A 23,784-nucleotide genomic window follows, 5' to 3' on the forward strand; every position below is an offset into this window, starting at 1 on the left:
TAACTATGACGGACATCCGCTTACGAGCAGCTTGAAACTATAAAACTAGGAGCACTTGAATGTTGTGGAAGGTCGGCCGAATGGCCTTGCTCACCGCTGTCGTATTCGCTGGCCAAGCTGTGAGTTCCGCCATCGCAGAAAATGACGCTGGCCCAAAAGTAACGGACCCGCATTTTCACCTCACGCCAGGCTATCTGCAGTCGAGTGAGCTTCCCAACAGTCTTGTTTTGCTGGGTTCGCCTCCAGCTGAGGGAAGTGCTGCACTGGCACGTGATGAGGCAGCAAGAGAGGCTACTATCGCACTACGCGGAAATGCGCGCTGGGATCAGGCACGGACAGATGCTGATTTGCAATTTCCCCAGCCTGCGAAGAATTTCTCATGTGCTATGGGAGTGGATATTAGTGAGGAGAAGACACCGCATCTCTATAATTTGATGCAACGAGTTCTTACTGATGCGGGTCTTTCGACCTATGGCATCAAGAACAAATATAATAGAACTCGACCTTTCGTCGTGCACAACGAAGGTACATGTCAGCCAGACGAAGAAGATGTGTTGCGTCAAGACGGTTCCTACCCGTCGGGGCATACGGCTGCGGGATGGGCATGGGCGCTCACATTGGCCGAAGTCAATCCAAAGCGCGCGGATGAATTGTTCAAGCGCGGCTTATCGTTTGGACAAAGCAGGGTGATCTGTAACGCTCACTGGCAAAGCGATGTAGATGCCGGGCGCATTATGGGGGCTGCAACAGTTGCTAAATTACACAGCAGTCCCGAATTCCTTGCTGATATGCAGGCCGCGCGCAAAGAATTGGAAACAGCGAACAGTCCAACTGTTGATTGTGCTGTTGAGGATGAGGTGCTGTCCCAGCAAACTCAATGATAACCCATTCCTCAACTAATCACCGAGGCAAAGTTTCGGGGGGACAATGCATCACTTTAGACTTTTCGTGATTTCGCTGACTGCATTGATTGGTAGTCAGTATATGGCCATTGCTGCCGATGTTCCGGTGGAGCCTGCCGTGTCTCAGACTGCAGGGCAAGAAGTCGAACCGGACGGGTGGCGGTTTAGTGCAAGTCCTTACTTCTGGGCTGCAGGCGTCAGCGGCACAGCAGGTCAATTTGGGCTGCCGCCCGTAAAAATGAATTCTGACTTCGGAAGCCTCTTCAAAGAACTCGACTTCTCGTTCATGGGTGTCATTGAAGGGCATTATGAGAGCTATAGCCTGCTCACTGATATCATCTATACAAAAATTTCTGCAGGCGGTCGGACCCCTTACGGGGTGTTGAGCAACAGTGTTGATATAAAATCTGAGACGTTTTCCGGCTTTTTTGGTGGAGGCTACAGCCTTCTCCAAGAGGGTAAAAGCCGTCTTGATATGGTTGCAGGCGCGCGCGTCTGGTACGCGAGTACGGAAATCTCTTTCGATGGTGGATTATTCGACGGGCACAGCGGGCGCGACAGCGCTGCATGGGTTGATGCTGTGGCTGGAATGCGCGGTAAGTACTTTCTGACGAATGACTTTTACTTCAGTGGTTGGGGTGTTGTGGGTGGGGGGCAGGCCAAAATGGATTGGGATGTTGCCGGAACATTCGGATACCAGTTCAAGGAAAATCTATCTGCCGTTGCAGGCTACCGTGCACTCGGTGTCGATTATAGTCACGATGGTTTCGTTTATGATGTGGTTCAAAAAGGGCCGATACTTGGACTGGTGGTACATTTTTAAGGCCTTGTTGCATGGATCAGAAAACAGGCGAGTGAACCCTACCCAGGGAATATTTATGCGATGCGTTGGAACTCTGGACGATCAAGTTCGGTCATCCGGTTGAGAACACGGACACCGATCTTTGCCTCTGTTTTCTGGTTATCGAAATTCCTCGCTTGGAGTTTTTGGCCGATCACGGTCTTCCATCGATCCATTTGTGTCTCACCACGGCTGCGCCGATTGTAGCCGGATGATTGCTGCCAGGCGGTCCGACCTTTGGTCTTAATCTGGGCTATATGACGATTTCGGACTGAGGGATTGAGCGCGGCTTGCGGGCTTGAAACTGCTGTTTTAGGAGGAGGAATAACGATGTTCACTTTTGCCCCAAAGCGTGCCACCAGAAGATTATGGGTTGGCGCTCCATCATAAGCACCATCGGCAATGAACGTATCAACGGGGTCATCCACTTGGTCCAGAAGGCCGGGCAAAGCTGTCGGGTCGCCAACATCATCTGTCGTCAGATCGGAGCAGATAATCATGCCGCTGGCGAGATCAAGGCCGAGATGAAGTTTACGCCACTTTTTGCGTTTAACTCTGACTTTGTACTTGTTTTCCAGCCATTCGCCCGCACCGAAGATCTTTAATCCTGTACTGTCGACCACCAAATGAACCGGCTCCCTGTTTGTGGAGTGATGGTTTGCGGAAGACAATACCAATCCTTTGCCACGGCGTGACAAAGTGGAAAAATCCGGCACAGCAATATCAATCCCCATCAGCCGCGCGACAGAGCGCATCAGACCTTGGGTCTGGCGCAGTGGTAGTTGATAGACAACGCGCAAGGTCAAGCACAGTGTAATTGCCAGATCCGAGTATTTGGGCTGGCCACCTCGAGATTTCCTGCGTGCCGCAAACCACAAACATAACGCCGCCTCACTCGCCGATATGGTCAAATCACCACGGCGACGCAGGCTTTTATTATAGACTGGCCAGTTTGTTACCTTGAACTTCTGTTTGGGTATCTTGTCGCGTCGCTTGGCATTAAACTTATGCGGCATCAACTGTGTCCTGAGAAGGTAAACTGGCCCAGCATATCAGCTCATCCGTGATCCCTGCAACAACGCCCATCCGAACCGCCTCTCCATGTTAGTGGTGGACGATGATAGCGCCGTGAAGACAATTTTTTATCAGTTTGTAACTTATCGTGGCAGAACTGGTAATCAAGACCCTCAAACATGTCTTTCCTAATCAGCGCGCTCGTGATCGATATCCGCTTACGGATCACAAGAAGTGGACAGGACACTCTCCGTCACGGACAACCGTATCGGCATGGCTACGTGAAGCGAAACGCGGGCAATCCCAACGCTAATATTCCGGCACTCTCCTAGGAACTTATCTCCTTTTCAAACGCTATATCCTTGCGGCGATATACTCCCTGCCCACATGTAGAATTAGGAAAATAGATGTTTATTGGCAATGCGGGCTACGAGGAACTTGAGGCCAGCGATGCCGATAAGGTCATTGGCATTCTGGAGTCGAGAATTGACCTCGATCTGGTGTTAACCGAAATTGAGATGTGGGCAGCCATGGATAAAATTAAGCTATCCCATTACATCCGCGACATGCGACCACCAGTCAGGCTGATTGTCGCTTCCGGCATCGTGATCCTTGAAGAAAGCATCCTTCCCGATAGAAGCCGGTTCTTTCCTATACGATGTAACAGCCATGGGATCACAGACGCCATGCCCTGTGTACTTCCGAATCACGATCGGTTCTCTACAGACAGATATGGCTAAAGCTGAACGCTTACGACCAGTATAGCCCTGAGGATTTAATATGAGAGCATCATCCATTATGATTACGTTTTTGTCTATCGGTCGGTGAGCCGGATGAAGCTGAGCGTCCACCACACCACGACCTACAGTTATGCGCGTCCTGTCGTGCTCCAACAGCATCGTATGATGTTGCGCCCGCGCAGCAGTCACGACATCACCGTATCGGCGAGTTCGCTGATCTTGGCTCCGCTTGCGGAAATCCACTGGACGCAAGATGTGTTCGGCAACCTGATCGCCACCGCCCGGTTCACTAGGCCGACCGACGAACTCATCATCGCAAGTCATTTGATCATTGAGCAGCAGGCTATAGAATGGCCAATATTCCAGATCGCGCCGGAGGCTCATTCGTTCCCGTTCCAGTACTCCGCCGACGATATGGCCGATCTGGGTGCATTCCGTATTCCAGAACACGCCGATCCAGCCAGAAAAATGGAGAAATGGGCGCGAGCCTTCGTCCAAGGTGTGCCGACAGACACGCTCTCGCTACTGAAGGATATCAACGCCTGCATCCTTGGGTCCGTAAAGTATCGCATCCGCGACGACGAAGGGGCACAAACACCGCTGGACACGCTGGCATTGGCCAACGGCTCGTGTCGGGACATTGCCGCGCTGTTCATCGCGGCGGTTCGCCATCTCGGTTTTGGCGCCCGCGCCGTGTCGGGCTATCTCTTTGATCCGCAAATTCATGCCGATAATCCCGGTTCGACCCATGCCTGGGCGGAGGTTTATCTGCCCGGTGCCGGATGGATCGCTTTCGATCCGACCCATCGCCGTCTCGGCGGGGCAAGCCTCATTCCGGTGGCGGTCGCCCGCAGCAATCGCCAGATAATGCCTGTCGTCGGCGGCTATATCGGCAATGTGGAGGATTTTGTCGCCATGGATGTTACGGTGAGCGTCGGGCCGGCAGCCTAAACGCTTTGCTACCGCCTTCTGAGAGACGAGGAGTATCAAAACCCAGCCTGAAAAGACCCGTTCGCACCTCACAGGCGCTCATGAACAGATACCAAAGCAGTCCGTTGCGGAAATTATCGATCATGATGGTGATCGGTCCATGATTGATCCCCAGATAGGTCCGGACATACCAGTTGCGGCTTTCAGAGAAAGCATCGACGAAACCGAACCGTCCTAAGATGCGATGCTTCGGTCTGGTCAGGAAATGTCGCAATGCGCGCATCGTCTCGTCCGCTGCATAAGGAAAGCTGGAAAGCGCCGCGCTCGGCGTGATCACGCCGATATCCTTGCCAAGCGCCTCGTGGGCAATGGCTCGACGTCAGCCCCAGCAATCGAGGCCACAGAATGAATAATGCGCGATGAATAGCGTACCACTATGATCCATACCGAGCGGCAGTTCAATGCCGTGGTATTTTCGCCCATTCCGAAAAGCCTGTCCCAAGGTCAACCCCTCATGATAAACCGTCGCGTTCATGTAATGGTCCGGCGAACCCGAGGCAAGCACATAGGTCAGCAACCCGTCGCTGCGTTCGGAGTTTATTTGATTCATCGACCACTTATGCCGGCGGCTCCGGCGCCAATAGATCCGACTTTCACCATACGGTCGATACCAATCCTACTCTGCCTGAAACCAGAGACGGTTAATTCGTCGGTGACGAAGGCCGCGCTCCGGTGTGGTATCAAGGTTCAAATATTGGCGTGCGCATAATAAAAGTCAATGAAACACCAACGCGCTTTCAGCAACGTCACCTCCATCGTCCTTACGGCTAACGCACAGACAGGCGGGACACATGGCCGCTAATAATAAAGACAAACGACATAAAGAAAACACTTGCAAGTCAGTGGCTGTCCGCAAATGGCAATACCCGAAAAGCACTCTGAATACTTCAGTAGTCGTTACAGACCGATATACTGATCGGAGCGAGCGTCGCCGAAGCCAGCTGGCCAGCGTTCTTGTGCGGACGCGACAAGAGGCCGGACCTATGCACACTAGCGATCAGATCATATCCTCTCAATAATCGTGCAGGAAAACCACCGTCCACGTTTGAAGCATAACTTCATCGGTTCAATTGCCGCTTTTCGTGCAATGCTAGCCACGACCCTTCATGGCACGGACACCTTCAGTGACAGAAAGATGCAGCGGTATACACGTGGCCGTGACTGCCAATGTCGTAGTAAATACCGCTTTAAAGAAAGTACAACTCTCGTCTTCTGACCGGTCTATTTTCTTCAAAGCGGTATGTACAACAAGGCAACGTGCTGAAGCAATCTTCGACTAACGACGAAGGTATTGAACAAAGTATTGGAAAATCAATTTCTAGATCAGGCGATGTCACTGGTGCCAGCGCCGATTTTAGCTGTGTCACGTTCCATCGCATCTTCGATCTCCATTGATGAGACCTGAAGGAACCGACGGTGGATCGATGCGACCGAGACAGCGGGAAGCTCAAGATGCGTCGCAACTTTACGATACGCCGTGAAGCTCAAGCTTTCTATCAACTCCTCGTCCACCACCAGGCGATACGTGCCCGCTCCCAATGGCTCCGAACAGGACTTCAGACGAAATGGATATTTGAACGTGACTTCGGTTTCCGTGGTTCTTGCGGTCATCTTGAACACCACCTCTCAGCCTTACGTGCTTTTGCCTATCAAAACCACCCCTCGGCCATGATGTACCCAATCATGGCGAGGCTCGCTGCAAATAACAAGTAATTGGCAATGGTGGCGTATTTGGGTGTCTTCGAATAATAGAATAGGGAAGACATGGCGTCCTCCTCGCTTGGGGCCAGGGTAATCAACCCTCAAACAGTAGCGCCCGTAAAATGGCTGCTGGAATTACTACCATGAACCTATATCCCTCCTTTAGCAACCCATTGTTTTGGTGATATAGGCGCAGCTCACAGTTGAACTTGTGCCATTTTATATCGCCTCACAATCTCGTTTGGATGGTTCTTTGTTCCAGTTCAGCAGCTGATATTTGTCGAAGTATAGTATGATCTCTGCCAAACGAATTAAAGCTCTTAATATATTTGAAAAGCGCATCAGTTAACTGCTCGCGTGTCTGCCATGCATTCCACCAAATTATCTGCATGTTGAATTCAGACTGAATTAGACCGAGTTTGTGTTAATGCTGATCATCCCCATCGCAGCTATCCAATTGGATCCATAATCTATTTCCGTCTTTGGTTGGGTTGAGTTCTACCCATAATGAAAACCCGTCTCAAATCAGGCAAAACATTGGTTATGGACTGAAACCAGACTAAAATGACATGAACAAATATCTGTGCAGGTTTGGAACACTCAGTTTTTTTAAGCAAGAAAGGTGGCGGTTTCACCACTCCAATCAAAGATACTGAGAAACAAAAGAAGTAACTTCAAACGCTTGACTAACGCGGCTGGATGATAATTCGAGGTAGACGGTTGCGGCCTTCCTTATCGCTAAACGAACAAGCCACACGTAGATGCAACTGCCTTATTTGCTTATGTGTGGATTAAAGCGCACAGTGATTATCACGGCAGCATTTGGAGCGGGCGCTGTCGTTCAAGTCAAGACGGCCTAGCCCTCAACCAGAGAGGACGTAATGTCTTCCACCTACCTAGACGCTACCGATAATGGATTGATTTCGAAAATCCTTCGGAAAGCCCGGTTGCCAAACGATACGCAGGATTTACGCACGGCAGCCACACGCTATTTCGCACGGCAACTTCTAGAAGGCACTTATCACGAAGATCGTCTAAGAATTGCGTTAGACCAGTTCATCAAGAACCATAAAGCAATGGATCAAGCTGTTGATCGATAGCACGATGAAGGCGGCGCATCTTAAAGTTCAAGATATAAACTTTAATCCCAATGCTTTCGACGTTTAACGCCGACATGCTAAGGTGGCGGCTGTTTTCACTTACAGATAGGGAGCCCACGATTCGGCTAAGGTCAAATACTAGCTTGCTAGTTTTCAGGTTCCCTGTAAACTTGGTAAATGAAAATCTCGGCCCAGAACGCTTATAAGCTCGTTCTTACTGCCGTGCACGTTGATGGAACCCTTGTAGAGCCATTTACGGCTCGGGATTTACGTCGAATTATACCAAATTGGAATTACACCGATTATTTCGGCTTTCTCGCCTATAACAGTGATTACAACTTACCGATAGAAGTGGCGCTTTTCATCCGAGTAGATAGAGGGTCTTATTTCCTCAACAGCTATTCAAAGCCGCCATCCGAAGATTAGACTTCAGATCAAAGGCCCGCGTGAGCGAGGCTAAATTAACCAGAAGCAACAGGCTCAGCCTTAATGCAACCTTAAATTGTTTTACTGGAGCATAAGCCGCGTGATGGTTATCGCAACAGCAATTGAAACGGGCTCTGTTGCTCAGACTTAGAATGACAGGCCCGCAACAAAGGAGGGCGTTATATCTTCCGACAACAACATTTTAGTCTTTCAGCCGGATCGCACTCGCATTCTCAATAGAATTCTTACCAACGCGAAATACGCAACTGAGAACGTGAGACCTCTATCCGACCCTCTTCGCAAGCGCCCCACGACAGTCCTGAAGGATTTCATGGCTGGGCTGATAGTTGATGTAATCCATACGTTTTAATGCATCGACCGAAACATATGCTGCTTCCGCAAACCGAGAGCACCAAAACAATCGTATTTGAACCAATAACTTGAATTGATCAGACGACGAACCTTAACACGCGTTATGGAAAGCGACATGATGTCAAGAGGAACAATGCGCAGTAACCGATAAATTCGGAAGCCTAAGAAAGATAAGTTAGAATCGACGCCTAACGTATCTAAACCTTCAACTATCCTACATCGCATCAAAGACACCGAGATCGTAAAAAATAGAGTCTTAGATTAAAAAGAACCGCCTATCATAGTCCATGCTAGGCGGTGACTGACCTGTTATTCAAGGAAGCGTCAGTTAGGCACAAGTCCATCAAAGCAATCCGCCGGGGCGCGCCGAAACATGGCGGGCCTATTCTGGACTTCGTAGAAATACATGACCTATCTATCTGATAGTCCAAGTTCTTGTCCGCCCCCATCTGGCTCACTTCTACGTGGAAATCAACAAAATGACCAAATCAAGAGGCGCAATTACACGCTTAGAAAGGGTTTGAACCGGTGACCATGCAATTAAGATGCGCTGATTGCCAATCAGGAATTCTTGCTCTTACCCGGGTCGATGGAGCGCCTGTCCGCACAAGTGCCAGCGATGACCCGCGCGTTTGCGGCTATTTCAATTTTTGCAACAGACATGCTTGTGCGAATTATTCACGACCTCCAAAAACAAGATGTCGATCGTCGTTTAGCGTCTGTTCTTCGCAGAATGGCATGGACGGATAATGCATCTATAACGATATCTCAGGACAGCTTAGGGGGCTTGGCGAACGCATCGCGCAAGCAAACCAATGCTGCGCTCCAGATATTCACCAATGCTGGCTGGATATTGAGAGGGTATCGCTCGATTACGGTCTTAAATCTGAAAGCCCTCGAACGCTTCTCAGAAATGCCGCATGGAGATTGTTTCTTGATTTGCAACCATCTCAAAACAGATCCGAACGCCCTTTCTACCGAGCTGAGTACCAGAATGCAGCAGCCTAGATTGCAGTAGTGCTCAATAACATGGGCATGCGCGAACATGGTAGGTACGGATGCACTCGCCGCGCCACTTCAAAGTGCAAATTCAACCCCTGGGGGTAGTGCGGAAATGCATGACTCCTTTTGTTTACAACTTTGAATTACGAACCTGCAATAATTCTCGCCAAAATTGCTGACAATGGTGTTATACTCAAAATCCAACGCATAATTATGTGCGTTCGATCGTTGAAGATCGGATATCATCATGAACCGATTTGAATTGTTGAGGCCCGCACTCGGCGGAGCATTAGTTGATGTCAAAGCGGCAATTACTATGAGCTTTTCCGTTGGCAGTTGGGTCACACCGGCACTTCTTAGCGCGTTATTGCATCCAGCATAACTGACTCCGTAACACTCGCGCTACCGCCTTACTGTCTCGAGAAATCAAGAAGCGATCCGGCTGCTGTTAATATCCTAGATGAGTTTAAGGCTACCCCGGCATATTCTCACCCCATACTTATCGAGAAGGCAGGGTGGCCAACCCAATGAAGCGCTAGCAACGAACTCGCCAGGAACCCTGTAGTGTAAACCGGGAATCGAATTAGGAGGCTCTAATGGAAAAACATCATGACCCTGTCATTGGATTAGAAACTGTTTCTGTGCGTCCACGTCACGATGATGACACGACGGCCAGTAGAAGCGACATCAAAAATGCTCGTGCGCAAATGACCTCTCCATCAAAGGATTGGACGCAGCTTGCGAACATTCTGCGGCGTTCGTGCGGTGGGTTCTCACGTTCCCGCTCGATGCACCATTGTTTACCGAGGAGTAAACGCAATGACTAATGACATCACGGCGCTGGAACGAAAGGTTCTTGCACACGAGCAAATACTTCAAGTTCTCATCGGTCACTTGGCCGAAAGTGAACCCAAATTTCTTGATCGACTAAAGGCGGTGTTCACACGCCATCAAATACCTGGTTCAAACGAAAAAGATGATATTAATACAGCGCAGTATGCTGAACGATTTATTCGCGAAATTGAAAGATTTCGATAATGTTATGAGAAGCAATAATGTTCATATCGGTATGATTATATAAAAGATTCTTTACACTTATATTAAATAATAAATGTCTCTTGCTATATAACGCTAAAAGGCGCACTGTTTACTATCAGCAGCAATTGAAACGGGCGCTGTCGCTGGGAGATATACCCCGATCTCCGGCCCCAACCATGAAGGGAGACATGTGATGTCTTCCGCTTCACAACTGCCCTACTTTGGTCCTAAAGATTTTCCTTTGCTTCGCGCCTTTCTGCAACGCTCCGGCTATTCGCTGGAGGGATGCGAAAAACCAGAAACCCGCCTTGAAGCCGCTAAACACCTTAGTGAAATATTCAGCGATGGGCGCCACGATCCTGTCCAGATGCTGGACATGCTTTTGGCAATTCGCGCCCAACGCTTGTCTCAATCCACTCAAAGAGATCTGGAAGCCTGGGAGAATGAGGGTGGATATACAGCCCCGCAGGTCAAGGCAAAAGCCTCAGTTCTCCGTTGGCCTCCGCGAAAGAGGCTCCGATTGAGGCTGCTCCATGTCTGATATGTTGCGCTCCCCAGCATCAGACGTTGAGGGAAGAGATCAGAAGATGGAGTTTCGCCACAACCTTATCGATCCCATGATCCGGATTACTGTACGGACAGAAAACAGGGGCCACGAACCGTGCAGCGCAAGATGTTTAGCTAAACACATGCCTTCAATGCATTTACCTCCATTGAAAAGGTATCTGAGCTCCAGCGCGGCGACGTCGCATCGGGACAGTAAGGACAACTTCGTGCGCGTCAATCGGGGTTGGTATCGTCTTAATGACACGTGATCAATCTGGCAAAGAGGAAAAGCCTGTCCAAAAATCGTCGCATCGTAACGTGGGCGTTTATCTGATCGCGTTTATCATAATATCCATTGATATTGGATTGGTCGCATGGGTGCTCAGCGCCTACGTCTATTAGGTATATCCAATCATTGGGGGACTGGAACGCTGGCTTTATTACAGAACGATGTTGGCACTTCTATGTATGTCGTCGTTTCGTACATCCATGCTTCGCAACCTATTCATTCCTCTCCAAATAACGTCCTTTGTAAACATCGTCTCGCCTTGAGTGAGGGTTGAAATGCTGTAATGAACAGTCTCTATGTTGTTTGTTTTGCAACAAGCTCGCATTTTGAAAAAATCACTAATCATTGGGATACCAAAAGAATATGTTAAATGTAAAAATATCTAAATATCGTGCGTCATAATAATGTTATTGATTTTCTATATAATTATATATTGATGACGTAAAAATGCATTACTCTGATTATGGAATTTAAACTGGAAATCCGTGCACGACAGACAATGGATATTCGACCTCCATTGTTAGATGATTGACCTCTGAGTTTTTTGTCAGGATGATATTATCACATAGCGAACCGGTAACGGTATAGATAATGTCGTTTGGTTTTGGTCAAATTTTCAGTATTGGTAGATAAAAATCCCACCATAAATTTCACTGATGCAACTTTTTCTTTGGGCTTTTATTGCTTCGTTTTTCTTATTTCTCGGCTACTTTGGCTTTGTCTTTTGAATATACTCCAAACATTCTGTTCTTAATTGAACGATCATTGCTTATAAGCGTCTTTATTGTTGTGGAGCTTCAAATTGCGACTGGAAATCCTTCCACATTTCCAGCTGTATCTAGAGCACGTCCATTGAACGCGGAATCGCGTTGGGGATTCCCTTGGCTGCTGAATTCTGATTCTATCGCTTCGACTGGTGATTTGGTCGGAGGCAATATGACCCGAGCTTTCAGTGATGATTTGCGTAGCCGCGTTCTGGCTGCGTCACGCGTTGGCATGTCGGCGAGATCGGCGGCAGCCAGATTTGGAATTGGCATTTCAACGGCCATCGCCTGGATTGCCAGCGCACGGGCGGGCCAGTTTACGCCTGCTAAGCAGGGCCGACGCGGTGGTTCACGCCTTGGTGCTCACGAGGACTTCATCATCCGCATAATCGAAGAGGAAAAGGATATCACGCTCAACGAGATGGTTCTGCGATTGCGCGAGGACAGAGCCATATCGATCGGCCGTAGCGCGCTTGACGTCTGGCTACGAAAGCGCGGCTGGACTTTCAAAAAAAGACCGCGCATGCACTGGAGCAGGAGCGTCCTGACCTGCTGAAACGTCGTCAGGATTGGTTCGACGACCAACTCGATCTCGATCCGGCGCGGCTCGTCTTCATCGATGAAACCGGCCTGAGCACGAAGATGTCCCGGCTTCGTGGACGTGCCCCTTGCGGAGATCGATGCCGTTCACCGGTCCCACACGGCCATTGGAAGACGACGACGTTTACCGGAGCCCTCAGGCTATCTGGAATGACGGCACCCATGGTTTTGGACGGCGCGATGAACGGGGTAGCATTCCAGGCCTATGTCCAGCAGGTTCTCATTCCAACCTTGGTGCCGGGCGACATCGTCATCATGGATAATCTGCCTGCACACAAAGCGGAAGGAGTACGTCACGCAATCGAAGACGCCGGATGCCGGTTGCTTTACCTTCCTCCATACAGTCCCGACTTCAACCCCATCGAGAAGGCATTTGCGAAGCTCAAGGCCGTCTTGCGCGCAAAAGCCGAGCGAACGGTCGACGGCTTATGGAATACCGTTGGCCAAATCCTTACGCTGTTCGAACCACAAGAATGCGCCAACTACTTCAAATCGTGCGGATATGACCCCGAGTAAAGCGGACACGCTCTAGCAGAGCAAGCGTCGGCATGGTTGGCAATATCGACCGCCCAGTTCAGATTTCTGCGATAAGCAATTGTGCCGCGGATAGGCTTGCGGCTCGGTTCTTATCTACATCGCGAAGCCGACAGCCAGTGCGTCGCAATAGTTCGCGCATCATGTGGAAGTCAGTCGAGCCAAAATACGGTGTGAAAATTTTGGAGGACGCAATGTCGTCCTTGTATTGTGACTGGAGTTAGCACTCCCAACAGACAGTGCCCATTTCAATGGCCGTCGAGACATGTACGATGCGCCTTTATTCGCTTGAAGCAACTGAGGCCGAAATATGAACGCAGCTAGGCTTGCATTTACTTCAAGCTTTCCAGATGGCTCACTTCATGTCCTCCAGAGTAATCCGATAGGAAGTTTGCCGAGTGTTGGAATAAACTTCGCGGGCAACATCGTATATCTTTTTCCGTGAGGCGTCGAAGGCAGCAAGGAGCGATGCTTCCGTCGCTGGGATGACGCTGGCTTTCTCAAATGCAGCTTTATCAATTAGAAATGGAACCGAAGTCATTCCATCGTAGCCGACAAATCGTACTCCCGCCTTAAAATCATCGAAACTTCTGCTAGGGTTTGGAAATAAAAGGACCATTATATTTCGCTTTAAACTTCATCACCTTGATCATCCCCACGATCAACGGCTTTTGCCATTGTTCGATACTTCTTGGCGAATTGTTTCAGCGCGATTTTTAGGCGACCTTCATCACGTGTTCCCTCCTGAAACCGGCGTGCAAGATAGCGTGCAGCATCGCTGCGCAAATCTTGCGTGTCGTCAGGTTTGCGAACCTCCCTGAGTAGGCGCGAAATCATAGTAATGTCTCTGTGATTCAAAGCATTGGAAGACATTTTGTCCTCCTTTGTTGCGGGCCAGGCGTCTTAGCCTGAATGACAGCGCCCGTTTCAAATGCTGTCGTGGTGATCACCATGCGCTTTACGTAGGGAAAAAGCAACTAAGGCAGCGATATAACAGCTCTTAGGTCAGTTTGGCCTGCATCGCTGAAAACGTTTCTTAGTCATATACGCAGAAATCACGTACCAACCAGCAATTTAAAACTCGATTTTCTCCGCAATACCCCGCTGGGCATCGTGGGTCGGATAACGGAATGCCCCCTATCATCGAACAGAAATGGAAGCCAGACTTAAATGCTCTTCGATCTGATTGAGTGCCAGTCAAGATTCTTGATGATTGCCCCTCGTCAACGGCGATATCGCCCGTCTATCTTGGAGAGAAGCGAATTGGCGCCCCGTTGATCCCATAAATAAAGTTTGAAGCTTAGCTGGTAGGAATCGTGTCTGGCCATTCCCGTGCGCCATGAAGTACGCGGAGGATACGAACAGCCGATTGTGTTACAGCATAAGCCGCGACGTATGGGGTACCGTTTATCACCAGTTCCCGCGTCCCGGCAATTCTGCCAACCCGACCACTCGCCGGAAAATCAATTAGGCGACGAGCAGCCGCGACTATTCGTTCGTCGACCATGATTGCAGATGAGGGATTCTCCGCCTCAATGAAAGTGAAGATGGCGTCTCGATCTGATAACGCAAATGCGGACCAGGTGAGCTTCACGACTTGAGCGCCGCTGCTTTAAGGCGCGCTGCCGCCCGTCGTCTTTCGAAATGAGCCGTGACTTCATCATCCGGCACGTCGGGTCGCGTGTCGTGAAGCGCTTCAAGAACCTTGCTGCGAAACCAGGCATCGTGCGCTTCGCTGCCTGATATAAGTTCGAGCGGTAATGCCCCCTCGTTCGCCGTCCGTGTGAGTAAGATACGAACTACGTCCGACACCGTAAGACCCATACTTTCAAGCACCGCAGAGGCACGATCTCTAACTTCGGCATCAATGCGAGTTTGAACGAGTGCGTTAGAAGCCATAAATTTCTCCAACTTAAAGCTTAATTGTAATGCATATGAATTACGCAGTCTATAGAAAATTTCTGTGTGCGCCAAGTCACTGCATTTTCCGCCTTGGAGCGATACGATCCACTCGTCACTATCATTATTGGCCGACGTACTGATTGCCAGTCAGAAACCGTTTCCATCTGTCCTAACGCCCGAAATGGGCCACCTAATAACAACTATTGGGTAGTCTGTGGAATCTAGCCTGAATTTGACCCAGTTTTGTGTTTGATATTGATCAGACCTAGCGCAGGTATCCTGTTGAATCCTTTGTCGATCTCCATCTTTGTGTGGTTTAGCCCGAAATAGAAATCTGGCTCAAAATCTGGCGAAACTCAACAATGACGGCTTCTCTGCACCAACATCGGGCCGATATACCTAAGAAATAGCCGAAATATATCGCCGAGCACTGGGAACGATTGGTTATGATTAGCATTATCTTGCAGTGGTCGGGGCGCTTGCCAAAAACGAATGGAATACAGAGTGGTCGAAGATGGTTGCGCCTACTTAATGGGGCAGATTCATAGTTTGCGTAACGTGTTACGATCTGTAAGTAAAAAGATTGATCCAACTGAAAAGAAATACATGATCTCAACGCTCTTAAACGAAATACGTAATTATGAAATGCAGTTTGAGGCTTCGACTGATGATAAATTTAAAGAATTTATTATGGGCGCTATCGAAGAAAACAAACGTTTATTGAAGGTTTCAAGTTAAGTTTCGTAATTTTTGTTATCACGAGACGTTACTGATAGAGGTAAATTCCAGATCCGACAAATATCTTAGATTTGCGAGATGCGACGTTTTATTGTGTGTTTAACCAATAATGACATGCAATAAGTATTGGTTTACTCGAATCATTTCACTTTAACAATACGTTTATTTGGTAAGTGTTTTAAAATATTAAACTGCTTCTCTCTTCAAAAGTGACTTTAATCATCCAGCAACAATCATCGGCTCTATGGGGCACAACATGGTTGAAACCACCAGTACCGAGCAAACAGCGGAGACGCTGAAGGAAGCACTCCCATCTAAATCCGCTGCGATACATGAATTGATACGCAGACACGGCGAGAAAGAGCTCGGGCGTGATGTGCTCGCATTACTCTGGTCGGCCATCGCCGCTGGCATATCGATGAGTTTTTCTATGATGGCAAGAGGCATCCTCGAAGCCAACCTGCCAGCGTCCGAAATGTCGTTTCTGATAAGCTCAGCAGGATATTCGGTCGGCTTCATCATAGTAATTATAGCGAACCAGCAGCTTTTCACTGAAAATACTATAACACCTGTGCTGCCGTTTATGGACCAACCAAGCGTCCGTAATTTGTGGCGGGTTGCCAGGCTTTGGGGAGTTGTACTTACTGGAAATCTGATTGGAGGAGGAATAGCAGCCACCGCGTTCGCCATGCTACCCATTTTTTCTGATGACACGTTACGCTCATTTGTAGCAATGGGGCATCATTTAATGGAAAACACTGCAGGAGAGATGTTTGGAAAGAGTATAATATCCGGCTGGCTGATCGCTACGCTTGTATGGATGTTGCACAGCACAAAAGCTTCACACTTCGCAATAATATTTCTCGTCACCTACTTAATAGCCATCGGCGATTTTACACATATAATAGTCGGTTCCATTGAGGTTATATTTCTTTTGCTGATTGGCGAAGTTTCCTTCACAGACGCAGTTTTGCGTTTTGGCATTCCCACTCTGTTTGGCAATGTATTTGGCGGGACGTTTATTTTTGCTCTCATTTCGCATGCACAAATCAAAGCTGACGAGTAATGACGTTTAGACGGTGCGCTGCTGAACACGCGAGGAGCATTAATTTCGTCAGAGACACTCGTCGTTCAAATGGAAAAACCTCATATGCCGTTTCGATCTGGACTATTTGTTGGCACATATAATCCCCAACAGTTGAGCGCTATGCAGGAAGCGTATCGTGAAACTTGCCATCATCGGCCGCACAACTCAAAGTCCGATCAAAGCTCAAAGATTAGCCAAACAAATATACCACGTCTACGACAGCGGAGTTACCGACCCTATACAAATTGCTCGCATCATTTTGCACGCAGAAAGCATCGATTATAACTTGCAATATTCAATGAACGATTGCTATGCTTCAGGTCATCGTCGGCAAAATGTATTCAGCACGTTAGCCGCGCAAGATTTTCAATACGTTATCTGCCGGAAGCGGTTTACTGATTAGGTATCCCTGACCATTATCACATCCGATCGAGTGTAAAAAATCCAGCTGACTTTGTGTTTCAATACCTTCAGCCACGATGGCCATACCGAGATTATGGCCTAGTTCGACTATTGCTTTTACGATAGCTGTGTTTTGTGGCTTTTTGCCAAGTCCGGCAATGAAGGACTGGTCGATTTTTAAAGTATTAATCGGAAAGTCGCGCAAGTGAGTGAGTGAGGCATAACCAGTCCCAAAATCATCCAGCGAGATTTGCATGCCGGCGGATCGAAGCTCCGCCAGAAGTTGTCCTACAAGCTTTAGATCATCTCCCCAAAGAACCGTTTCCGTTATCTCAACCTCAAGGCTTGAGCGCGGAACGTTCATTGCGTCGATTTTTCGGGTGAGTAAATCTGCGAAGTCGGGATTGAGAAAGCTAAATTCGGAAGCGTTAAAGCTTATAATGCCCGGATCCAGCCCCAGACATCTCCAGGAGGCAATATCTGCAACAACTGCGTTGAGCATGTGTTCGGTGATTGTTCTCGAACTCATGGGATCAGAAAATGCAGGCCAAAACTCAGACGGTCCGATAATTGAACCGTCGTCGTCCACGATACGAGCCAACGCTTCAAAACCATATACGGAAAGATCGGCTAGCCGAAACTTGGGCTGATAGTGGGGCATTATTCGTCCAGTAGCAGCGGCTGTGCGAACCTTATCAATTGCAGCACGTCTGGTATCAAAGATTGTGGCTGTTTGAGAGGTGTAAAAGCCTATATTCCCGCCTCCGGACCGCTTAACTTTATAAAGCGCCATATCAGCGCAACGAAGCAATCCGTCGGGCGTATCTGCATCATCTGGAAAGCAAGCGATCCCCAAAGACGCAGTCACGTGGATCGCATCGCTATAAAAACGTATTGGCAAACTCACTTGGGAGAGTGTTTCATCGGCAAGGACACGCAGACTGCTAAACGAAATTGACCTGTCTACAATTAAAGCAAATTCATCACCGCCGAGACGTGCGACGAAAGCTCCTGTTCCTGCAACCTGCTCAAGCCGCCGCGCAACCGTCTTGATGACTTCGTCGCCTGCGTGGTGGCCAAGCGTGTCGTTAACTTCTTTGAACCCATCGAGGTCGATCATAAGAACATGAATTTTTTTTGCCCGACGCCGCCTTTTTAAAAGTCGCTCGGCCAGATCTTTTTGGAACCAGTGCCGATTGGCAATGCCGCTAAGATGATCAACATGTGCACTGAGCCAAAGCGCACGCTCTGCTTCATAATATTCGGTAATATCCTGAAAAATACCGATGACGTGGACCGGCTTCCCCTCGTCCATTTCCACATCTGCACTCGCACGAATACGCCGCTTGCGGCCACGCGCTGTGATAAAATTTATATCGAACTTAAACGACTTGCCCAATTCCACAGCATCTTTGACAGCATTCCTGACAAGCGTGCGATCCGGTTCCGGATAAAAACTAAGGGCGTCCTCTAAGTTAACCGTTTCACCATCTTCAAGCTCGTGAATAACACGGATTTGATCGGACCAAATAACCTCTGTTGTTGCAACATTGATCCTCCATGCGCCTATAGCAGCCATCGTCTCCACTTGTGACAACAATGCTCCGCGGCGGCCAGCTTCGCGTGATTGACGATTGGCCTCTGCAGCGGATTCGGTTGACATCACAAGATGGCGATGCGCCAATAACAGACCTTCGACAGCTCGACCTAACCTTACGAGCTGGGCGATTTGCTCATCACTGGGAACTTGGGGCTCTGTCCCAATCACACACAGTGTTCCAAGATAAAGTTCTCGGTCAAGCGATAGAGGTACGCCGGCATAGAACCGTATATTCGGCTCGCCAGTGACAAGTGGATTATTACAGAAACGGGGATCACTCGTTGTATTGTAGACGACGAGCGGTTTCTTCAGGCTAATTGTGTAGTCACAAAAAGCGATCTCGCGCGACGTTCCATCAAGGTCTATCCCACATTTTGCCTTAAACCATAGCCGGTCTTCCGCCATAAGTGAAACAAGGGAAGTGGGACAGTTAAAAATAGCGGCAGCAGTTTCAACGATTGCATCAAAGGCGGCCGATGGTGGGGTGTCAAGTATGTTGAGCTCATGAAGAGCATTAATGCGTTGCCGCTCGCTGTTTAACTCAACCATAACGACACTCCCACGTCGGCATCATATTAAATCAAAATAATCACCCAGGTTACCGAGGGTAGCGCAGATAGTCTACACAAGTCTTTATTTATAATATCTGAATAACTTATATCTATTCAATTTAGGTCTCGAATTGAGAACACGTCATCTGTTAAACATCCGGATTCCATATTAGGTCACTATGAAAATAATATTTAACTTCGTAGTCGCTGTTTGATAAAGTGTAATTAGAGTACGTGTTTTAAGAATTGCGTGAGTTCAGTATTTTAATTTTCGACCTTCTGATGCCAGTACCATTGATTCAGAGATCTATATGAGAGATATGATTTGGGACCTTTTTTAGTAACTTATTTTAGTCTTTGAATTCGCTTCGAACACTATGAGACAGGTTCTATGACGATAAGTTTTAATTGTCCGGCGAGATAAATACATAAAAAATGTGCACTGCCAAGAGAACCAGAAATCCTACGGCAGTCTGGGTTAAATGTTGAAATCCGCTTAAACGACGACTAGATGAACGAAACGGGAGCGATTGAGATCCTAAACACTGCTTTAGATGCCCATCAATCGGATAATGTTGTCTTTGTAGTGAAGACTGGAATCTGATAGGACGTACCTTTATGTAATAACGCCTCTATTCGTAAGCGCCCAAACAACATTTTATCCGAAGGTCAATGCTGACCGACGCGCAAAAGCCTTTTTTGGTATAATTTAATAAGAACATTTATTCTTTCAGTAATGACATTATAGTTAGTTAATATGAGTTAAGCGAGTTTTGGGGCGGGGATATGGATCAGGCATCAGCAAAAAATAATATTGCTTCAGAATTATTTGAATTGAAGCCAGCAACCTGGAACTCGTGGCGCGCGATAAGAACAGCCTTTTGCATCGGATTCCCTTTTGCTGTTGCTTTGTTCTTTAACGATATAATGACCGGCATGTGGATCGCGATGGGTTGCCTGATGATGGCGACCGGCGAAGGCTCAGGCATCTATAGTTCAATATTTAAAAAAATGCTGATTTCTGCGCCAATCGGTGCTTCAGGCTACCTCCTCGGTTATCTTGGGATATTGCCTTGGGTTTTCGTTGTTTTTGCAATGATGCTTGTCGGCTTTTGCGCAGCATATTTGAGCAACAAAAGCAGCACATTATCCATCGGCACGCTCCAGGCACTACTTTTAGCGTCAATCGCACTTGGAGTTCCTGCTATTAAACCATTTTGGCAGCCTGCGGCTCTTTATCTGGTGGGTACTCTTCTCTATTCAGTAGTCCTCGGTTTGGAAGCGTTGATACGCGGTTGGCATTCACAAGATGCTCAATCAAAAAAGGTAACTCATAGTTCCTCAGCCCAAATTCGTGCTGCAACTCAACGATCAATTGTAGCAACCGCAATCGCTTTTTCGGTCTGCCTTGGTGTTTCTTATTCTTCCCATTGGTTTGATCATGATGCCCACTGGTTCTGGATCCCCCTCACAGTCGGTTTGGTGATGAAGCCTGACTTTGGATCAATTCGAGACCGTGCAATTCAACGCACCATCGGAACAATCCTTGGCGTCATAATCGGCGCTGTAATCTTAACAGCCGTTCCAAAAGGCGCTTTGTTCATTGCTCTGATGGCCGCTTTGAGCGCTATGTTGCCGTGGGCAATGCAGCGATCCTACATTCTGCAAGCCGTTTTTCTAACACCACTGATTTTAATGCTTGTTGATGTCATAGTTCCAGGAACTGCCAATATTGATTATGGAGTTCAGCGTCTCGTCGATACAGCGATAGGCAGACTGATAGTGGTTCTTTTAGGGTATATCCCGCTTCAATATGTGAATAGATTAAGGACGTGACGTGGCTCTGCGATGAGAACATTTTTTGATCATTAAGTTTAGAAGCTTTATTGAAATACCCGGACTATCGTATGCTAAAATAGGTGAGACTGTTTATCTGCGACTGAGTTTGCAATTGGCTAAGAAGGTATGGCGTGATGATAGATTTTGGGTTGACAGCTTTACCCGATCCCATGGTCCTTACCAACGCAGGCGTGTCCGGACGTTGAACCAGATTGCCACAAGTGATAGCCCTGCCATAAGGTATCTTCATCAGATGCGACCCTGCTTTCCGCACAAAGTTTACTTCTCATTGCGATACGCAAATCGAAAACTTGGAGCTGTCGGGGAAAGTAGGCCGTGATCAGTGCGCTTCGGGCGCACTTTCTTGTTCGACCAGCTCCTAGTGCACCAAAACCACGCAATTGGACACATCAAGCGCAAAGTCCAGTAAGTGCTTGACTACCAGCATCGTACGGCATTCCTCTCCTAGTAGACCGCCCACAGCGCGCAGCACTTCGTCAACCAGTTCCGGATCAAGCGCTGAGGTCGTTCGTCGAACAACATAACGGCTTCATGGAGAGTGCAAGCGCATTGGCTACAGTCTGCTGCTGGCCACCAGACAAATGTGCCGGATAGAAATTGCGCTTTTCGGCAATGTCACATTAGCGAGCAAAGCTTCTGCCTGGTGCAAGCATTCAGAACGCGAACGTCCCTGCACATAGATCGGCGCTTCAATGATGTTTTCGGGAAGGGCTTTGCGTGACCAAACATTGAAGCTCTGGAATACCATGCCCAGTTCAGAGCGAATGCGCGAGGCCATTTTTTGTTTGCCGGATAGGCTCAGCCCATTGAGTTCTTCGCCATGAGAATTATCCAGTTGAATGGCTGGATAGCCCGTATGCCAATTGTGGATGAAAATCAGACCATGAGCCAAGACCCATTGTCGTAACATTCGATACCACTCGCAATCCTGTCGCTATGAGAAACTCAGTGTAACGCCCAAATAAAGCTCTCGTATCGGACCGAATAAACTGGCCTTTTAAACCTTTCATCAGAGCGCCCGTCAGGGAAATCGCATCATCATCGTTAAAAGCCATTACTGGACCTATTAAATGTCCTCTGCCAAATTGTCTTCGCATGGAGAAACCAACTATTTTTCCTCCACGATCAATAACTCGCACTTCAGATATGCCTGCAAGATAACGCAGAAGATGACTTCGATCAGCAGAATAAGCGTCCGCATCGCAATTGCAGATTCCTTGAAGATCGTTGATATTGGCGGGGCGGCAAGTCACTTTAAAACGCGGCAGATCGAGGAGATATCCTTGATACTGAAAAATATAACTGGCTTTGCTGGCACCTACAGACTCATAGAATGTAATTGAATGATTACAAGCATTTAGAAATGTGGGTCCGCCACCGGTCTTTTCAACGACGTGGCTGATAAGCCACTCTTCTAATCCGGAATTTTCCAGCTTAGGATGAGCGATCGTCATCCCTATGGCAAACCGGTCTTCACCAAACGGGAAGTACATAGCGGATCCTTGAATTCTACCGATCTGATCAATAGCCACTACACCTTTTCCTAAGGCCAGATTAGCAATCCAGTCTCGCTCTCTCTGTGGCCAGCCAACACTTACCGAAAGAGCTTGAAGTCCAGCTAGATGCTGCGGTTTTATGCAAACAAGTGACAATTCATAGCTATCTAGGCTTCTGTATTGAGAATGATGGGCCATGAAATCTACCTGAGCTACCAAATGCACCATGCTTTACGGAAATTTTAGTCCACGCTCTTTTTGGTAGCAATCGAAATTATACGTGCAACTTGGCTTTGAACTCTGTTAACGTACCTGTAAGTCGTTCTCGGACCAAGACATTTTTCAGCGAGAAGATGTTTGGCAATGTTTTTTCTCAATTAAGAAAACGCAAATCACCGCGCCCAAATTTCTGCCACCCACTGTTATTATATGGCAGTTCATTAAGCATTCTCTAGAACATAATCAATTTGAGACGTAATGACGATTACCACATCCTTAATTGGATTATCCATGCGAATAAAGGTATATTTTTTAGTTATTGCGGACTTGTTCTCTACTCTTCTAAATTTGATTGCCCGGCAAATATTTCCGCGAAAGTTTTATTTTATCATACTCATAGTGCATAACGCTCAAAGGAGCAGTTAGCGGACACTGACCACTATCCATGACCTAACCGTTCAAATGGCGCACTCGAGCGCGCTTCATGACGCTGATAGACATATCACCGCAATTCCGGTTTGGAGACAGCCTCAGAATAACCCAAAAGTGTTTGCTTTTTTGTAGATGCCTGTGAACCTTTTCCTGGTCACCTAGCTTATCACATTAAAAGGGAAAATGATGGCAACATTTATCACAACAATATCGGCCGTTTGGATTGTCCTAATCGCATTTTCGGCGTGGAATGAACGTAACGGTGGATAGCGATTAGTTTAGGTAGGTATCAACTACCTGTTCGAGCTGTGGATGCAGGCATCGGCTTAATCAGCGCTGAAAATCAAATTTACTCTCCCTTTCCAGTTGCAAACTTTACGCTTGCACTTTTTGCTGATAGCAAAATTACGCTCCTAACTTACAAGCATTTATCATCCAATTCCACGATCGGCTTGAGGTAAGAGCGTGGTTCAGTCGCGGTTTGCTGATTTTAAACCATGTCTTCAATCTTTACTTCTGAATTTTGAATACTTGAAAGCCATCATAAATAACATCTTTATAATAATTAACCTAAATATGATTTTCTTATTAAGAAAACTCATAAGTACTAATTAAATCGATAAAAATATCATTAATAT

At 47.7% G+C, this 23,784-nt stretch carries 22 protein-coding genes and 1 pseudogene; 12 read left to right on the top strand and 11 right to left on the bottom strand.

Annotated elements, in window-relative coordinates; genetic code table 11:
* The first annotated feature begins 59 nt into the window (after nucleotides 1-59).
* Together WH356_RS21270 and WH356_RS21275 are read left to right on the top strand one after the other, a co-directional pair.
* Nucleotides 60-881, top strand: a complete 822-nt coding sequence (locus WH356_RS21270; RefSeq protein ID WP_339514418.1) for an acid phosphatase — start codon at nucleotides 60-62, stop codon at nucleotides 879-881.
* A gap of 46 nt (nucleotides 882-927) precedes the next feature.
* Nucleotides 928-1,725 carry a hypothetical protein gene (locus WH356_RS21275; protein ID WP_339514420.1) on the top strand — a complete coding sequence of 266 codons (798 nt, stop codon included), beginning with the start codon at nucleotides 928-930 and terminating at the stop codon, nucleotides 1,723-1,725.
* A gap of 53 nt (nucleotides 1,726-1,778) precedes the next feature.
* Here WH356_RS21275 and WH356_RS21280 read toward each other — a convergent pair whose 3' ends face one another.
* On the bottom strand, nucleotides 1,779-2,759 hold the full coding sequence (locus tag WH356_RS21280) for an IS5 family transposase (protein ID WP_339514422.1): 981 nt from the start codon (nucleotides 2,757-2,759) through the stop codon (nucleotides 1,779-1,781).
* 405 nt (nucleotides 2,760-3,164) lie between these two features.
* Between WH356_RS21280 and WH356_RS21285 the strand changes: the two genes are divergently transcribed.
* Together WH356_RS21285 and WH356_RS21290 are read left to right on the top strand one after the other, a co-directional pair.
* Nucleotides 3,165-3,497 carry a response regulator gene (locus tag WH356_RS21285; protein WP_339514424.1) on the top strand — a complete coding sequence of 111 codons (333 nt, stop codon included), beginning with the start codon at nucleotides 3,165-3,167 and terminating at the stop codon, nucleotides 3,495-3,497.
* Between the two features lie 93 nt (nucleotides 3,498-3,590).
* Entirely contained in the window at nucleotides 3,591-4,448 is an 858-nt protein-coding gene (locus WH356_RS21290; protein WP_339514426.1) for a transglutaminase family protein, read from the top strand.
* Here WH356_RS21290 and WH356_RS21295 read toward each other — a convergent pair.
* The 3 genes from WH356_RS21295 to WH356_RS21305 form a co-directional block, all read right to left on the bottom strand.
* The gene (locus tag WH356_RS21295) at nucleotides 4,420-4,764 is read right to left on the bottom strand and encodes a glucoamylase family protein (RefSeq protein WP_339514428.1); all 345 of its coding nucleotides are present in this window, start codon (nucleotides 4,762-4,764) and stop codon (nucleotides 4,420-4,422) included. The two genes, WH356_RS21290 and WH356_RS21295, sit on opposite strands and share 29 nt — an antisense overlap.
* A gap of 42 nt (nucleotides 4,765-4,806) precedes the next feature.
* Nucleotides 4,807-5,037, bottom strand: a complete 231-nt coding sequence (locus WH356_RS21300; protein WP_339514430.1) for a glucoamylase family protein — start codon at nucleotides 5,035-5,037, stop codon at nucleotides 4,807-4,809.
* Between the two features lie 773 nt (nucleotides 5,038-5,810).
* Nucleotides 5,811-6,098 (bottom strand): hypothetical protein, encoded by a 288-nt coding sequence (locus WH356_RS21305; protein ID WP_339514432.1) that lies wholly within the window; start codon nucleotides 6,096-6,098, stop codon nucleotides 5,811-5,813.
* Nucleotides 6,099-7,069: 971 nt separating this feature from the next.
* Here WH356_RS21305 and WH356_RS21310 point away from each other — a divergent pair.
* The 5 genes from WH356_RS21310 to WH356_RS21330 all read left to right on the top strand — a co-directional run bounded on the left by WH356_RS21310 (nucleotide 7,070) and on the right by WH356_RS21330 (nucleotide 12,841).
* Nucleotides 7,070-7,288: a hypothetical protein gene (locus WH356_RS21310; protein WP_339514434.1), complete on the top strand. Its 219-nt coding sequence runs from the start codon at nucleotides 7,070-7,072 to the stop codon at nucleotides 7,286-7,288.
* Nucleotides 7,289-8,705: 1,417 nt separating this feature from the next.
* Nucleotides 8,706-9,104 (top strand): helix-turn-helix domain-containing protein, encoded by a 399-nt coding sequence (locus tag WH356_RS21315; RefSeq protein ID WP_339514436.1) that lies wholly within the window; start codon nucleotides 8,706-8,708, stop codon nucleotides 9,102-9,104.
* 803 nt (nucleotides 9,105-9,907) lie between these two features.
* Nucleotides 9,908-10,126 carry a hypothetical protein gene (locus tag WH356_RS21320; protein ID WP_339514438.1) on the top strand — a complete coding sequence of 73 codons (219 nt, stop codon included), beginning with the start codon at nucleotides 9,908-9,910 and terminating at the stop codon, nucleotides 10,124-10,126.
* A gap of 193 nt (nucleotides 10,127-10,319) precedes the next feature.
* A complete protein-coding gene (locus tag WH356_RS21325; protein WP_339514440.1) occupies nucleotides 10,320-10,667 on the top strand; it encodes a hypothetical protein in 348 nt (115 codons plus the stop codon).
* Between the two features lie 1,230 nt (nucleotides 10,668-11,897).
* A protein-coding gene (locus WH356_RS21330; RefSeq protein WP_339514442.1) for an IS630 family transposase occupies nucleotides 11,898-12,841 on the top strand; the annotation gives its coding sequence in 2 pieces (ribosomal slippage) (nucleotides 11,898-12,222 and nucleotides 12,222-12,841; 945 coding nt in all).
* A 373-nt stretch (nucleotides 12,842-13,214) separates the two neighbouring features.
* On the opposite strand, the gene WH356_RS21335 is transcribed toward WH356_RS21330, so the two are convergent.
* The 4 genes from WH356_RS21335 to WH356_RS21350 form a co-directional block, all read right to left on the bottom strand.
* A complete protein-coding gene (locus WH356_RS21335; RefSeq protein WP_339514444.1) occupies nucleotides 13,215-13,478 on the bottom strand; it encodes a DUF1488 family protein in 264 nt (87 codons plus the stop codon).
* Between the two features lie 11 nt (nucleotides 13,479-13,489).
* Nucleotides 13,490-13,732, bottom strand: a complete 243-nt coding sequence (locus WH356_RS21340) for a hypothetical protein (protein WP_339514446.1) — start codon at nucleotides 13,730-13,732, stop codon at nucleotides 13,490-13,492.
* 427 nt (nucleotides 13,733-14,159) lie between these two features.
* Nucleotides 14,160-14,453: a type II toxin-antitoxin system RelE/ParE family toxin gene (locus tag WH356_RS21345; RefSeq protein WP_339514448.1), complete on the bottom strand. Its 294-nt coding sequence runs from the start codon at nucleotides 14,451-14,453 to the stop codon at nucleotides 14,160-14,162.
* A complete protein-coding gene (locus WH356_RS21350; protein ID WP_064322969.1) occupies nucleotides 14,450-14,758 on the bottom strand; it encodes a type II toxin-antitoxin system RelB/DinJ family antitoxin in 309 nt (102 codons plus the stop codon). Before WH356_RS21350 ends, WH356_RS21345 begins: the two co-directional genes overlap by 4 nt.
* Nucleotides 14,759-15,265: 507 nt before the next feature.
* Between WH356_RS21350 and WH356_RS21355 the strand changes: the two genes are divergently transcribed.
* The gene (locus tag WH356_RS21355) at nucleotides 15,266-15,499 is read left to right on the top strand and encodes a hypothetical protein (protein WP_339514450.1); all 234 of its coding nucleotides are present in this window, start codon (nucleotides 15,266-15,268) and stop codon (nucleotides 15,497-15,499) included.
* A 256-nt stretch (nucleotides 15,500-15,755) separates the two neighbouring features.
* A complete protein-coding gene (locus tag WH356_RS21360) occupies nucleotides 15,756-16,565 on the top strand; it encodes a formate/nitrite transporter family protein (RefSeq protein WP_339514452.1) in 810 nt (269 codons plus the stop codon).
* A 370-nt stretch (nucleotides 16,566-16,935) separates the two neighbouring features.
* Here the strand turns inward: WH356_RS21360 and WH356_RS21365 are convergent, their stop codons facing one another.
* Nucleotides 16,936-19,137 carry a sensor domain-containing phosphodiesterase gene (locus WH356_RS21365; RefSeq protein ID WP_339514454.1) on the bottom strand — a complete coding sequence of 734 codons (2,202 nt, stop codon included), beginning with the start codon at nucleotides 19,135-19,137 and terminating at the stop codon, nucleotides 16,936-16,938.
* A gap of 788 nt (nucleotides 19,138-19,925) precedes the next feature.
* Here WH356_RS21365 and WH356_RS21370 point away from each other — a divergent pair.
* The gene (locus tag WH356_RS21370) at nucleotides 19,926-20,975 is read left to right on the top strand and encodes an FUSC family protein (protein ID WP_339514456.1); all 1,050 of its coding nucleotides are present in this window, start codon (nucleotides 19,926-19,928) and stop codon (nucleotides 20,973-20,975) included.
* Nucleotides 20,976-21,360: 385 nt separating this feature from the next.
* Here WH356_RS21370 and WH356_RS21375 read toward each other — a convergent pair.
* Both WH356_RS21375 and WH356_RS21380 read right to left on the bottom strand, forming a co-directional pair.
* Nucleotides 21,361-21,807: pseudogene (locus WH356_RS21375) on the bottom strand (ATP-binding cassette domain-containing protein); the annotation flags it as partial.
* Nucleotides 21,808-21,826: 19 nt separating this feature from the next.
* Nucleotides 21,827-22,693, bottom strand: coding sequence for a GNAT family N-acetyltransferase (locus tag WH356_RS21380; protein WP_339514458.1), 867 nt, complete (start codon nucleotides 22,691-22,693; stop codon nucleotides 21,827-21,829).
* Nucleotides 22,694-23,784 lie beyond the last annotated feature (1,091 nt).

Source organism: Ochrobactrum sp. MYb379, assembly GCF_037479515.1.
GTDB lineage: Bacteria > Pseudomonadota > Alphaproteobacteria > Rhizobiales > Rhizobiaceae > Brucella.

Bases quoted from the DNA above. Each gene is read 5' to 3' on its own strand.
- WH356_RS21285 (WP_339514424.1), top strand. From the start codon at position 3,165: ATGTTTATTGGCAATGCGGGCTACGAGGAACTTGAGGCCAGCGATGCC.
- WH356_RS21335 (WP_339514444.1), bottom strand. From the start codon at position 13,478: ATGGTCCTTTTATTTCCAAACCCTAGCAGAAGTTTCGATGATTTTAAG.
- WH356_RS21315 (WP_339514436.1), top strand. From the start codon at position 8,706: ATGACCCGCGCGTTTGCGGCTATTTCAATTTTTGCAACAGACATGCTT.
- WH356_RS21360 (WP_339514452.1), top strand. From the start codon at position 15,756: ATGGTTGAAACCACCAGTACCGAGCAAACAGCGGAGACGCTGAAGGAA.
- WH356_RS21310 (WP_339514434.1), top strand. From the start codon at position 7,070: ATGTCTTCCACCTACCTAGACGCTACCGATAATGGATTGATTTCGAAA.
- WH356_RS21275 (WP_339514420.1), top strand. From the start codon at position 928: ATGCATCACTTTAGACTTTTCGTGATTTCGCTGACTGCATTGATTGGT.
- WH356_RS21365 (WP_339514454.1), bottom strand. From the start codon at position 19,137: ATGGTTGAGTTAAACAGCGAGCGGCAACGCATTAATGCTCTTCATGAG.
- WH356_RS21350 (WP_064322969.1), bottom strand. From the start codon at position 14,758: ATGGCTTCTAACGCACTCGTTCAAACTCGCATTGATGCCGAAGTTAGA.
- WH356_RS21320 (WP_339514438.1), top strand. From the start codon at position 9,908: ATGACTAATGACATCACGGCGCTGGAACGAAAGGTTCTTGCACACGAG.
- WH356_RS21300 (WP_339514430.1), bottom strand. From the start codon at position 5,037: ATGAATCAAATAAACTCCGAACGCAGCGACGGGTTGCTGACCTATGTG.
- WH356_RS21290 (WP_339514426.1), top strand. From the start codon at position 3,591: ATGAAGCTGAGCGTCCACCACACCACGACCTACAGTTATGCGCGTCCT.
- WH356_RS21270 (WP_339514418.1), top strand. From the start codon at position 60: ATGTTGTGGAAGGTCGGCCGAATGGCCTTGCTCACCGCTGTCGTATTC.
- WH356_RS21370 (WP_339514456.1), top strand. From the start codon at position 19,926: ATGGATCAGGCATCAGCAAAAAATAATATTGCTTCAGAATTATTTGAA.
- WH356_RS21325 (WP_339514440.1), top strand. From the start codon at position 10,320: ATGTCTTCCGCTTCACAACTGCCCTACTTTGGTCCTAAAGATTTTCCT.
- WH356_RS21280 (WP_339514422.1), bottom strand. From the start codon at position 2,759: ATGCCGCATAAGTTTAATGCCAAGCGACGCGACAAGATACCCAAACAG.
- WH356_RS21380 (WP_339514458.1), bottom strand. From the start codon at position 22,693: ATGGCCCATCATTCTCAATACAGAAGCCTAGATAGCTATGAATTGTCA.
- WH356_RS21340 (WP_339514446.1), bottom strand. From the start codon at position 13,732: ATGTCTTCCAATGCTTTGAATCACAGAGACATTACTATGATTTCGCGC.
- WH356_RS21305 (WP_339514432.1), bottom strand. From the start codon at position 6,098: ATGACCGCAAGAACCACGGAAACCGAAGTCACGTTCAAATATCCATTT.